Annotated in this window: 8 protein-coding genes; 3 read left to right on the plus strand and 5 right to left on the minus strand. The window is 51.3% G+C overall.

From position 1 onward, the window contains the following. Positions 1-34 precede the first annotated feature (34 nt). From MHH82_RS22965 to MHH82_RS22985, 5 genes are all read right to left on the minus strand, one after another. Complete coding sequence (locus MHH82_RS22965) at positions 35-1,726, minus strand: extracellular solute-binding protein (protein WP_235201843.1); 1,692 nt, start codon at positions 1,724-1,726, stop codon at positions 35-37. Positions 1,727-1,785: 59 nt separating this feature from the next. After that, the gene (locus tag MHH82_RS22970; protein WP_015736650.1) at positions 1,786-2,706 is read right to left on the minus strand and encodes a carbohydrate ABC transporter permease; all 921 of its coding nucleotides are present in this window, start codon (positions 2,704-2,706) and stop codon (positions 1,786-1,788) included. A 33-nt stretch (positions 2,707-2,739) separates the two neighbouring features. After that, the gene (locus MHH82_RS22975) at positions 2,740-3,690 is read right to left on the minus strand and encodes an ABC transporter permease (RefSeq protein WP_009590053.1); all 951 of its coding nucleotides are present in this window, start codon (positions 3,688-3,690) and stop codon (positions 2,740-2,742) included. A gap of 497 nt (positions 3,691-4,187) precedes the next feature. Beyond that, the gene (locus MHH82_RS22980; RefSeq protein ID WP_081746250.1) at positions 4,188-5,324 is read right to left on the minus strand and encodes a GntR family transcriptional regulator; all 1,137 of its coding nucleotides are present in this window, start codon (positions 5,322-5,324) and stop codon (positions 4,188-4,190) included. A gap of 225 nt (positions 5,325-5,549) precedes the next feature. After that, positions 5,550-8,192, minus strand: coding sequence for an adenosylcobalamin-dependent ribonucleoside-diphosphate reductase (locus MHH82_RS22985; RefSeq protein ID WP_445661997.1), 2,643 nt, complete (start codon positions 8,190-8,192; stop codon positions 5,550-5,552). A 421-nt stretch (positions 8,193-8,613) separates the two neighbouring features. Between MHH82_RS22985 and MHH82_RS22990 the strand changes: the two genes are divergently transcribed. The 3 genes from MHH82_RS22990 (at position 8,614) to MHH82_RS23000 (ending at position 12,596) form a co-directional block, all read left to right on the plus strand. After that, positions 8,614-10,371 carry a DEAD/DEAH box helicase gene (locus MHH82_RS22990; RefSeq protein WP_340967955.1) on the plus strand — a complete coding sequence of 586 codons (1,758 nt, stop codon included), beginning with the start codon at positions 8,614-8,616 and terminating at the stop codon, positions 10,369-10,371. A gap of 1 nt (position 10,372) precedes the next feature. After that, positions 10,373-11,335 carry a YqhG family protein gene (locus MHH82_RS22995; protein WP_015736654.1) on the plus strand — a complete coding sequence of 321 codons (963 nt, stop codon included), beginning with the start codon at positions 10,373-10,375 and terminating at the stop codon, positions 11,333-11,335. Between the two features lie 145 nt (positions 11,336-11,480). After that, a complete protein-coding gene (locus tag MHH82_RS23000; protein WP_340967957.1) occupies positions 11,481-12,596 on the plus strand; it encodes a hypothetical protein in 1,116 nt (371 codons plus the stop codon). Positions 12,597-12,886 lie beyond the last annotated feature (290 nt).

Consider the following 12,886-nt stretch of genomic DNA (forward strand, 5'->3'; position numbering starts at 1 on the left):
GGATGGCAGTGACACCATCCCGCAAACATCTTCACTAGAACCCGACATCATCTCGTTCTGCAGCTTTTTGAGCCACGAACTCCGCCATTTCTTCCACGCCGGCCGCTCTGAATTTTTCTTGAACGCTATGAAGCATATTGAGAGCTTCTTCATCTGACCCTGCAAAAAACGCTTTCTTAAATTCCTCATCGAAATTCAAACTGCTGGTTTTATCGATATATTCCTGATATTTAGGCCACTCTCTTGCAAGGTAGCTGGCGCTTACCTTGTCTATGATTTTGATCGGCAATCTTGCCGAGAAGCTCTCCTCCAGCTTTTGCCACTCCGTTTTTTGATCTTCGGGCGTAGGCCAAGTGACTTCATTGGAGAATGCCCCGATGAACCTGCCTGGAAGATAATTGAGCCCTGCGTCTCTCTTCAGATCCGGGTTTTCATCGAATTGTTTTTTCACATCCGGAATCCATTGAGGTATCCCGTTCTCCATGTTGTAGTGCGTTCCTTCGATCCCGAAATACGCAAGCAATCGGCCTTCTTCGCTGTTGACATAATCAATGTACCGCAAGGCCGCATCGGGATCTTTGATGTTAGCGCTTAAGAAAAGGGCAGGGAATCCGGAACGGCCGGGCTTTTCCACTTGCGTTCGAATCTCTCCGCTCTTATTCTTCATCGGTCCGAGTAGTTCATATTGCATTTCCGGATTCGTTTTATACAGCGTTTTTTGTAAATCCGCTAACATAGGCTGGGCTCCGAATACGGCAAGCTTGCCCGTCGTCAGCTTTTCATTCGCTGTTGTACTCGTATTGTTGAAGGCTTCAAGATCAAACAAACCTTCCGTTAATAACTTTCTCATGTATAACAATCTAGCTTCATGATCCTTGGACTGCGTCCAGTGAATCAGTTTGCCATCCACTTCACGGTAGTCCGAAATCGTGTAATCCGTCCATCCGGCAAGGAATTGGCCGTAATCCCATCCGTTCCACATGGTTCCGGCAGGGATGACCGGCTTCCCGCCAATATCCTTGAAACCGCCATCTCGAATCTTGATCAATAGATCAACTAGTTCTTCTTGCGTATCAATATCCTCCGCTTTTACATTTAAAGCTTTCAGGATATCTCCCCTGGCAAAAAGGCCGTAATTCCAATTATGAATGCTCTCAGGGGTACCGTCCGGGGTCTCCGTAGGAATGAGATACGTCTTGCCTTCAAATTCGGGACTATTGAGATCGAACTCGGCAAAATCCTTCGCGATCCCGGTAGTCACAAGTCTTTTAATATTCGGGTATTTATCGAGATAAGGGGTTAAATCCAGAAGCTGCCCTTCCATGGCCGCCTTCTTGATGACTTGTCCTTCTCCTCCTGTCGTAGACCAGAAAGGTGCGTTAACGATATCCGGAACCGTACCGGAAGCAAAAATGGTGTTTAGCTTTTCTACTTCGCTTGTTGTGATGGATTCCAGTTTCAACGTGACCCCGGTTTTTTCCCTGATTTGTTGGGCTACGGGATTATTCTCCTGGTCCTGCGGGAAACCGGCTCCGCCACCGTTCCAAGCACTGAGGAAAGACAAGGTCACCGGTTTTATTTCTTCAGTACCTTGCTCCTTCGGACCTGTGTCAACCGTACCTGCATCCTCCCCTCCGCCTTTTCCCGTACATGCCGTCATGGTTGCTAGAAGCAGTAAAGCGATTAGTGTCATGCCAAGAACACTCCTGCGCTTGTTCTTCCTCATCCTACAATCCCCTTCCATTGGAAGTTTTTTTATATAAAAGGCATAGCCTTTTATACCGACTACTCCTTAAGAGAACCTACCAGTACGCCTTTCACAAAATATTTCTGAAGAAACGGATACACACAGATGATCGGCGTCGTTATAATGATGACGAATGTCATCCGCAAGGCTTCCGGCGTTACGCCTCGCAGTTCCATCTGCGTCTCGGTCATGTTTTGTATGGCGGATCCGCTATTTCCCGACGACGACGTCATCGACTGGAAAGACGCTTCGCTGATCATCTTGTTCAGGAACGTAGCGGCAGGCTGCAGCTTTTCATTCTGTATGAAAAACTGACCGGTAAACCAGTCATTCCACACGCCCACCCCGACAAACAAAGCAATGGTAGCAAGCACCGGCATCGATAGAGGCAGAATGATTCTGGCAAATACCGACAACTCGCTTGCGCCGTCGATTCGAGCGGATTCCGACAGACCTTCAGGGATCCCGTCGAAGAAGGTTTTCATGATAATCGCATTGAAAAAGTTATATAGGGACGGCAGCACCAGCACCCAAAACGTATCCAGGATGTGGATTTGCCGAAACAGGATGAACGTCGGAATCAGTCCGCCGCTGAACAACGTGGTAAAGAAAAAGAAGAATACGATGTATTTTCTTCCCGGCAAACCTTTCCGCGAAAGGGCGTAGGCTAATAAGGCCGTCAAAAACACGGAGGCAACCGTAACCACAAGGGTTCGGGTAATGGAAATATAGAAGGAATTTAGGATCAAAGTGTTGCTAAAAGCTTTTGCATAGTTTTCTAATGTAAACACTCTAGGGAAAAAATAGATTCCCCCCTTCATCGCATCGTAACCGTCATTGAAAGACAGGGCTAGAAAATAGATAAATGGATATAGCGCCGTAGCGCAGAATAAAAGCAGCGCCGCATAGTTAAGCGTCATATACATTTTGTCTGCCGGCGACAGCCTACTTGCACCCATAACACACACCTCCTCATCTTCAGTGCTAGCTGATTACCATAACGATACGTTACTCACGCGTCTGGATATATTATTGACAGCAACAATGAGCAGCAGCGAGATCGCAGATTTGAATAAACCGATGGCCGTGGAATATGCTAATTGCCCCTGTTGGAGGCCTGTTTTTAAGACATAAGTGTCCAAAATCTCCGAGACGCTTAAGGTTGCCGGGGACTGCATCAGCCAGATTTGGTCAAATCCCGCGTTCAGTATTCCGCTGAGTGAGAAAATAAGCAATATGGCGATCGTTGGCGTAAGACATGGAAGCGTGATCTTAAATAGTTTGCTCCACCTTCCAGCCCCGTCGATTTCCGCTGCTTCATACAAGTGTGGATCGATATTCGTTAACGCGGCTAAATAAATGATCGAACCCCAGCCTACACCTTTCCAGATGTCGGATATGAGGACCAATGGATAGAATAATTCCGGCTTTCCCATAAAAAAGATGGGATCCAAACCCATTTGGTACCGAATGTCATTGATAAGCCCTACGTTCGGAGACAGGATTTTTTGAAGCAAGGTAACGACAACGACCCACGAAACGAAGTGCGGAAGATAGGAAATCGTTTGAAACACTCGTTTGATTTTTTTGTGCATGACGGCATTGAGCATTAAGGCTAGGATCAAGGGAGCTGGAAATCCGAAAATAAGTTTAAGGGCACTAATGGATAACGTATTTCGGAGCACATCATAAAAACTGGAATCGTTTAAAAACTGCTCGAAATATTTAAAGCCCGCCCACGGACTCCCCAATATCCCCAAATTGAATTTGTAGTCTTTGAATGCGATGATAATGCCGTACATCGGATAGTAAGCAAACACCAGGAACCAGATGATCGCAGGAAGCAAAAATAAATATATATGCCTGAAATACCATATTCTAGTTAATTTCTTATTCTTTTTTAATTGCTCAAATCCAGGGATAAGAGCACCCTTTGGTACCATTCTCCGAACACCTCCTACATCTTCGTCGTACGGTATATAGCGACTGTCTCCCCCTCCTTCACTGCAAGCGGTTTCAATTTTATAGTTTAAATATATTCAATATGATGTAGGAAACATTCCACAATTTCTTCATTTGGGTAAAAAGTAACCTTAGGGGATAGATAAACAGGGGAAGAGCCCTTTTCCCTTCCTTCTTTTGAGGCGTTCTTATTCCTAGGCAAGGTTACATTATATTCAATATATCCTTATAAAAAAGGGTCTGATCAAAAGTATGATATTGAGATGTAGCGACCTGCGAATGGATGGAAGAGCTTCTGTTGGATTTCTTTATTGATTTGATTTTGGGAAACTATTATGGGGTGGGATTTCATGAGAGGAAGTTATGGCTGACCTAGTAAAAGAGTCCGCGCAGCCATCGCTTCCATTGTCAGGCTCGAATAGAAAGCGCATCGGACTCGTTATTAGGTTGCATATATAGGAAGAAGCAGATGTTGGTATCATGAAGTGGATGAAAGGTTTTTTCCCGTCGTCTCGCCAATGACCAATTCCGGCTCCACTAGGGTTTTAACGAATTTTCCGTGTTGCCCGTCTTCACTGTTAATCACCTCAAGCAGCGTGTAAGCTGCACGGTAGCCCATGTCTCGTTCAAACTGTTTAACGTGCGTGAACGTGCTATATCCTTCGATGATGGAAGTCGGATCGTCAAAACTGATAATGGAAATGTCCTCAGGCACCTTCAATCCGGCTTGACGCGCAATCTGATAGATTTTTACTCCAAGAATTCCATTAAGCGTAATATAAGCCGTTGCCATTCGATTTTTGATATAGCGGTACAATGGATGGGTTTGCTCAAGGCTTCCGATTTCAAAACCGGTTACGATATGGGCAGGGTTAATGAGTGCCCCCTTTTCCTTGAAGGCATTCATATATCCATCGATCCGTTCTTGAACGGTTACGGTTTGTATGGGCGAATCGGAGCAGATGGCGATATCACGATGCCCCAGCTCCCACAGGTAATTGACCGCCATGTTAGCGCCAAGCCTGCCGTCCGATGCGATATAATGCGTTTCCACCCCGGGAAGGTAACGGTCGATGAGAACAAACGGAAACCCCGCAAATTTCATGCTTAATATTTCCTCGTTGAATAATTCCTCGTCCACCGGGAAAATCAATAACCCTTCCACTCCGATGTTACTGCATGTCTGGATCGCCTCTTTTTCCTTATCAATATCGCCCTCTGATAAATAGATAACGCAGCGGTAATCGTTCTCATTCAGTGCTTGCTGAATACCTTGTATAAGCCGAATCGTAAAATAATCATAAATGCTGGGCATAATGAGCCCTATCAACCGCGTCCCCATTTCTCCGCTAGTCTTATGGACAGGTTTTGCGGTACTTATAGGAGGAGTGGCCGGCATTTGAGATTCGGGCTCGCTTACAAAAGTCCCCTTTCCGGGCACCCTGGTTATGATTTTTTCGTTAACCAAGCCGGCCAGGGCATTAACGACCGTAATCTTGCTTACTCCAAAACGCTCCATGAGTTCCTTTTCCGTAGGTATACGGTCTCCAACCTTCAGGACCTGCGACGATATCAAGTCGCGTATATACTCTTGAACCCTTTGATACAATGGCATTCTTTCCGTAGAGCTCAATTGAATCACCACATTTCATTCAATATGTTTAATATATACGTTACGAATGGTGCAAGCGTTTTATTCCATACTCTAATTATGGAAACAGCGGCAGCCATGGACGAGAAAATAAAGTCCTGACTGCCGCTGTTTTTTTATTGATCTATCATATTCGTTAGCTTGCGCGGGAAAATCAAATTTCGGAGGGAGCTCTTCCCTACGACTTCCTTAAGAGCACTTACTATACCCGCAGTTCCCGCACGTCTTGCATCCCTCGATGTTAATCAAGGACGCCCCGCCGCAGGACGGGCACAGATCCAGCGACATGCTGCCGCCTGCGTGCGCGCCATGTCCGCCGTGGCCCGCAGCTGCCGTTGCCCCGCCTTCGCCTGCATCGGCAGGCGCCATCGTGGCTGCAACCGGTGCCGGATCATGGTCATGATCCGCCTCGGCGTTGTTGGCCACGTGCGTCTCAAGCGCCTTCGCCACGGCGTCGGCGATGGACTCCACGCGGTTCGCGCCGAAGCCGATCGCGCCGGTGCCGCCGATGCCCTTGAGGTGCTTGATCAGCAGCTCCACCTTATTGCCGTGGTCCCCGTAACGGAGGAACAGGGAGCATACGCGGCCGAGGGCTTCCGCCATCGCGAACACATCCGATCCGGCTTTGCCGACGTTCAGGAAGATTTCACTTGGAATGCCGTCCAAATCATTGATTGTGATGTAGGCCATGCCGAACGGCGTGTTCATTTTATAGGTTGCGCCGCGCAGCACTTGCGGACGCTTCTTGTATTGTTTATCCAGCCCGCTCTTACTCGGTGAGGCTGTTACAGCCACGCTTGCAGCAGCCGGCTCCACGCTCGCCGTTTCCTCAGCGGCTTGGCCTGCCGCGCTTTGCTCCAGCGCCGCTTCCGCGGTAGAAGCTGTTGTCGCTTCGGCGGCTTTGTCTTCTTTTTTCTCCGTCTGCAAGACCTGCACGTCGCGGCTGCCGTCGCGGTAGATTGTAACGCCTTTGCATCCCAGATCGAATGCCAGCTCATACAGGCGTTTCGTATCTTCAACCGTGAAGTCGGACGGACAGTTCGCCGTCTTCGAGATGGAGCTGTCCACCCAGCGCTGAATCGCCGCCTGCACGCGGATGTGATCCTCGGCGGAGAGACTCATCGCGGTGACGTAATAGTCCGGAAGCTCTTCGCCCGGATGGCTGTCCAGCCAATCCTGAGCAATCGGCACGAACTGCTCGTCGAAGCCGAGACGGCTTTGACGGAAGTATTTGAAGGCAAAGTACGGCTCGATGCCCGTCGAAGTTCCAACCATCGTACCCGTGCTTCCCGTCGGCGCTTGGGTAATGACGGTAACGTTGCGGGCCCCTTTTTTGCGGACCGCTTCGGCAACTTCCGGATACACCTCGGCCATATTTTTCATGAAGCCGCTTTGCAGATACAGTTCGGCATTGAATGCCTGGAACGAGCCCTTCTCCTCGGCAATATCCGCGGATGCAAGATACGCTTCGCGCGCGATGAAGCCATACAGCTTATCCAGGAACTCCAGCGATTCCGGGCTGCCGTAACGGATGTTCAGCTTGATCATCAGCTCGGCCAGACCCATCGTTCCGAGGCCTACGCGGCGCTCTTTTTTCTGGTTCAATTCGTTTTCTTCGAAATGGTAAGGCGTCCGGTCGATGACATTATCCAGGAAACGCACGGAGTAACGCGTCGTCGTAGCCAGCTCATCCCATGCGACGTCATGATTCGCTTCATCGTAGAACTTCGACAGGTTCATCGCGGACAGGTTGCATACGCCCCAGCCCGGAAGTCCCTGCTCGCCGCAAGGGTTGGTACAGATGATCGGGTTGAAATACCAGCTGTTGGACATCTGGTTGTAGTATTCCATGAAGACGACGCCCGGCTCTGCCGATTTCCATGCGGACTCGATAATGGTGTGCCATACCTCGCGTGCTTTAACCGTTTTATATGGAATGATGCGGCGTCCGGCTTTCTTCCATTTATCCAAATCGCCGTCCCACAGCTCATCGTAATCGGGATCGGTGGTATCCGGGAACACGAGCTCCCAGTCCAGGTCTTCCTTCACGGCTTTCATGAAATCGTTGCTGACGCATACCGACAGGTTCGCGTTCGTGACTTGTCCCATCGTCTGCTTCACCGTAATGAAATCCTCCACGTCCGGGTGCCAATCGTTCATCATCAGCATGAGCGCGCCGCGGCGGCTTCCGCCCTGCTCGATCAGGCCTGTCGTATAACTGAACAATCCGCCCCACGATACCGCACCGCTGGAGGATCCGTTCACGCCTCTCACGATCGCGCGCCGAGGACGAAGGGAAGACAAGTTGATGCCGACACCGCCGCCGCGCGCCATGATCTCGGTCATCTCGCTCAGGGTTTCCATGATGCCGCCCCGGCTGTCCTTCGGGGAAGGAATGACGTAACAGTTGAACAGCGTCAATTCATCGCTTGCACCCGCTCCGGCAGCAATCCGTCCGCCCGGGACCAGCTTCCAATCATCCAGAATCTCGCGGAATTTCCCGCGCCACTCTTCCTGCAGTTCCGGCGTTGCCTCAACCGATGACATGGCGGCCGCGAGTCGATCCCACATTTCTTCCGGCGTTTTCTCGATGGTTAACGTCAGCTTCTCCACATCCGACTCCACAAGCTCGCCCTTCCGTGTCTTCACGGTGACCTTGCGGCCTTCGCGTTTCACGATTTCGCCAACTTCCTTGGTCGGAAATTTAGGATCATCCTTTGTCAGCACGAGCACCACGTCGCCGACCTTGGCGTTGTTGGTGTCCGCATCCTTCCAGGCATACCGGTCCAAAAAGATCTTCTCGCTTAAACCTTCCAGCCGCTGATTCTGCATCGTACTCAAGTGCAACTACCTCCTATATAAGATATAAAATTTAAAAGATTCCCAAGTATGTGCTCACCAACAACATAACCTGTTATGTAGCCGGTCAAACATCCAAAACCACTATACACACCACATATAGTGCTATTTATTCATTATACTACACTATATATAGGTTAACTATGCCGATAATATGAAAATTAAGCCGACAGTTCCAAGCTCCCGCGCGCAAGCTTCCGCTTTCTTCCTCTCGCTCTCTTTTTCGCTGATCCCTATGAAAAAAAAGGATGAAAATATCCAATTCCAGCAGCCGTGCGCTCTATAAGGTATTCCGCGGCTGCCGAATCCGTGCAAGGTTATGAAGACTTCTTTTTTCGTCCATACTACATATACACCGCTGGCCCGGAATCTTTCATCACAGGAGGAGATCGACATGAACCAACAGCCATCTGCCGACTCAGGCATGATTTTCGACCCGCGCCTTCCCGTTCCATTGCAGATCGACCGTTCTTGGTTTGACGATCTCTCTGGCCGACTGGACAAAGGAGGCCCTTGGGGTGACTATCGTCTGGCCCAGCTTGCCGTTGAGGGCGAGAAATCGCGCCTCGTTACAAGCTTTGAAGAACTGCAGTGCCTCAAGCACCTTGGCGGTTTATCCCCGCTCCCCCATCAGACCGATACCGCAAGACGCGTTTTGTTCGAGATGTCGGGCAGAGCCATTTTGGCGGATGAGGTGGGACTTGGCAAGACGATTGAAGCCGGTCTTATTTTAAAAGAATACATCGTGCGCGGACTGGTATCCAAAGTGCTGATTCTCGTACCTGCTTCCCTGGTTCTGCAATGGGTCCGCGAGCTGAACTCCAAGTTCGGCATTCCCGCGGTCGCGCAGAAAAAAGCATACTCCTGGGGCAATGACATCGTTGTCGCCTCCATGGACACGGCCAAGCGCGATCCGCATCAGGAGATTCTGCTGAACCAGGAATACGACATGCTCATCATCGATGAAGCGCACAAGCTCAAGAACAAGAAAACATCCAATTATCAATTCATCCAAAAGCTGCGCAAAAAATACTGTCTCCTGCTCACCGCCACGCCGGTGCAGAACGACCTCAGCGAGCTCTTCAATCTCATCACGCTGCTGAAACCGGGCCAGCTTGGCGGCCAGGGACAGTTTGCCGCTAATTTTGTCGTGGATAAACGAAGACCGAAGAACCAGGACCAGCTCAAGGATGAGCTGTCCAAGGTCATGATCCGAAACCGTCGGGGCGAAGGCGAAGTGAAGTTCACGAAGCGGTCCGTCCGCAACGTGGGACTCAGCCTTTCGCCTGAAGAACAGTCATTATACGACGGCGTTACGTCCTTCGTCAAAGATCAGTATCAGGCAGCTGGGGGAAATTTAAGCAGTATGCTGTCGCTCGTCACCCTGCAGCGGGAAGTATGCAGCAGCCGGGATGCCGTCTTCGTGACCCTTGTTAATCTGTCCAAGAAGCTGCCGGAGGACTCTCCGCTGCGCGATAAAATTTGGGAGCTCGTCTATCTCATTAAGGCCATCAAAGCAAACACCAAGGCGGAAAAAGCCATCGAGCTCATTCAGCAAATGAACGAGAAGGTCATCGTGTTCACGGAATATCGGGCCACGCAGGAATACTTGCTCAATTATTTCCGCGATCACGGGCTGGTCTCCGTCCCGTACCGGGGCGGCATGAACCGCGGCAAGAAGGACTGGATGATGGACCTTTTCCGCGGCAAGGCGCAGGTCATGATCGCGACGGAAGCCGGCGGCGAAGGCATCAACCTGCAATTCTGCCACCATATGATCAACTTTGATCTGCCCTGGAATCCGATGCGGGTCGAGCAGCGGATCGGACGCGTGCACCGTCTAGGCCAGACCAATGACGTGAAGATCTACAACCTGTCGACTTCGGGAACCATCGAGGAGCATATCCTGAACCTGCTGCACGAGAAGATCAACATGTTCGAGATGGTCATCGGCGGGCTTGACGTTATCCTGGAGCGCTTCGAGAAGAAGGAATCGATCGAGAAGAGCCTGTACAAAATCATGCTGGAGTCCTGCAATGATGATGAAATCCGCCAGCGCATCAGCACATTGGGCGACTCCATTCACCATATCAAGCAGGACGTCGAGCTGGAAAGCGCGGCCGAAGAAACTCTCAGAGAGGAAGAAGCCTAATATGACCATGACGCCGCAGGAGGTGCAGCAGCACTTCATGGCCTATTTGGAAGCCACCGAATGCACCGTCATCGAAAAATCGCCCGAGCATGTCACCGTGAAACTGTCGCCACAGGCAGACAAAATGCTCACCAACCGCCCCTATTACTGGGGGTTCGTGGAACGTACCGGGGCTCCCGCCGAAACGCTGTCGTTCAACTTCGTGTTTGATCCGGAAAAATACGACGAACGGCTCGCCAAGGCGGAAGAAGCCAAAGCCAAAACCCAGCTTAACGCACCTGCACAGGATCCGCTGCTGGCGCGCTATTACGGGAACGCCCCGGTACTGCCGATCTTGGGGCCAGGCCGGATTCAGCGGGAGAATATCGGCTACGGCAGCAGCCGGCTGGCCCAGATTTGGAATGCCTCCCGCGAAGAGGGCAAATGCGTGTATCTGTTCCAGCAGCGGGATGCAGAACCGCGTCCCCGGGGCCGTTCCACGCCTTATGAGCAGTGGCTGGGCGTCTGCTTCAAGGTGGAGTTCAGCTGCGATCTGAAGCGGGAGGAATTGTTTTTTCTCGGAATCTCGCTGTCCAGCCGCGCGATTACCGAAGACTTCCCCGCCATTCTGCATGGGCGCGAATTGACTCCACGCCTGCCCGAGAGCGTTCACGTCAGACCGGCGGCTCTCACCCTTGAGCAGGCCGTAGCTGCCCTGGAGAATCATCTGATCAACAAACTGAGCAAGCTGGATTACGATTGGGCGGCGAAAGCTAAGGAACGCCTCGAAGACGAGCTGGTGGTCATCGACGGCTACTACGAGGATTTGCTCAAAGAGCAGGACGAAGAGAAAAAGGCGCAAATCGAGGAGCAGTACAAGAACCGCCGGTCGGAAATGCAGTGGCAGTACGAGCCGAAAGTGAGCCTGTCCGCCATAACCTGCGGTCTGTTTCATCTGTGTTCGCCCGTGGGCGCGTCTTCATGACGCCTCTCTACAAAAGCAGGCAAAAAAAGAACCATTCTCCCTTCCCCTGCCGCGACAGCTTGCAACAGCCTTTGCAGAGCTTGTCCGATATGATGATTCCATCACATCCATGGCGCGTAAGGGCCAAGGAAAGGCGGTTAGCGATTTGAAGCTGTGGAACATGGAACCCCATTACCAGGATGACAAGGACAACAAGCGCAAACCTAAATCAATCGACAACAAACGCTTTATCCAATATCGAAGGTGGTCTGCCTCCGTCATCGTAACGGCACTCCTGTGGTTCAGCACGACCCACCCGCAGGCAGGCATGGCTGCGGCTCGTGAAGCAGACACCCCCAATCCTGCGAGCGCCGTCAGTGCGGCAGACGCTCTGCTTGCTGTCCAGTCTGCATCCAGCCTCGCCTACAGCAGCGCCCGGGCTCAAGTACCGGAAAGTTTGGTAGACTTTGCAGAACAGACCGTGGATCAACTATCGGTGCATGCGCCATTTACTGCCTGGGACGGAGCAGAGCTGGAATTCACCCCACTTGGTCCGGGCACGCACGGCTGGCTGGTCACGATTTCCGATCAGGGACTGCCTCAGGGCTACATGATTATCAGCGCAGGAGAAGACGGTGGATATATCTTGAGCGAATACGGGATCGGCTCCACCCTTCCCTTCAGTCAAGCACCGCTGAATGAACGGCTTGCGGCCGAGGGATTTCTGAAGGCCGGCGGATCTTTGCCGAAGGGAAGCAGCGTGCGCAAGCTGTATGACGTATCCCCTGTCTGGCAGGTTCAGCTTCCCGGCAAGAAGCCGGTTTATATCAGTGCACTGAATAGCGAAGTCCTTCCGGCTGAACTCAAGCAGACAACGACGGCGGTCAAGCCGGTATCGGCTTCGATGCCAGCGGCAAGCAAAGGATTGGTAACTTCATCCACTCGCTGGATTGCCGGTGCGCCAACCATTGCAGCCGGCGATTCCCGGGATCCTTACGATAATTTGCTATGGCTGGCCTCAAGCAATCTGACGGCCCGAAGCAGCGCCGATCTGCGTAAATTGCTGCAGGAGCACTCCAGCCTGATATTCAAGTCCAAAAATAGCAACGCCGCTTTCGGAGCCCCTTTTACCTTAAACGGGTGGCACCGCTGGTCGACAGGGATTCAGAAGCATTCGGCAGCGCTCTATGTGTCGGTTCCATTGCGGAACACAGATACCTTCCGCTTCCTGCCGGCATCTCGCTTGATCGGACAAGGCCAGTTCTATGCTCAACCCAAATGACGCGAAAGTACAAGTAAGCGGGCTAACAAGTCCGTCATTCATGCGAACCAACCACAAGCCCTCATGCCTTCAGCATCCCAGACGGACAAAAGGACGCGGCCCTTATCAGGGCCCGCGTCCTTTATCGTTTCACCTGTTTTTTTCAGTGCGTACTTCCGTACTTCCAAGCGTAGACTGCCAGCCAATACAATGCAAAAACATGCCCCAAGTCTGGCATCTGGCTGCACAGGGTGCCGTGCGCACGCTGTACAATAGCTGACTTCATTAAGGAACATACAGCAAATGAACAG

It is taken from the genome of Bacillus sp. FSL K6-6540 (assembly GCF_038007545.1).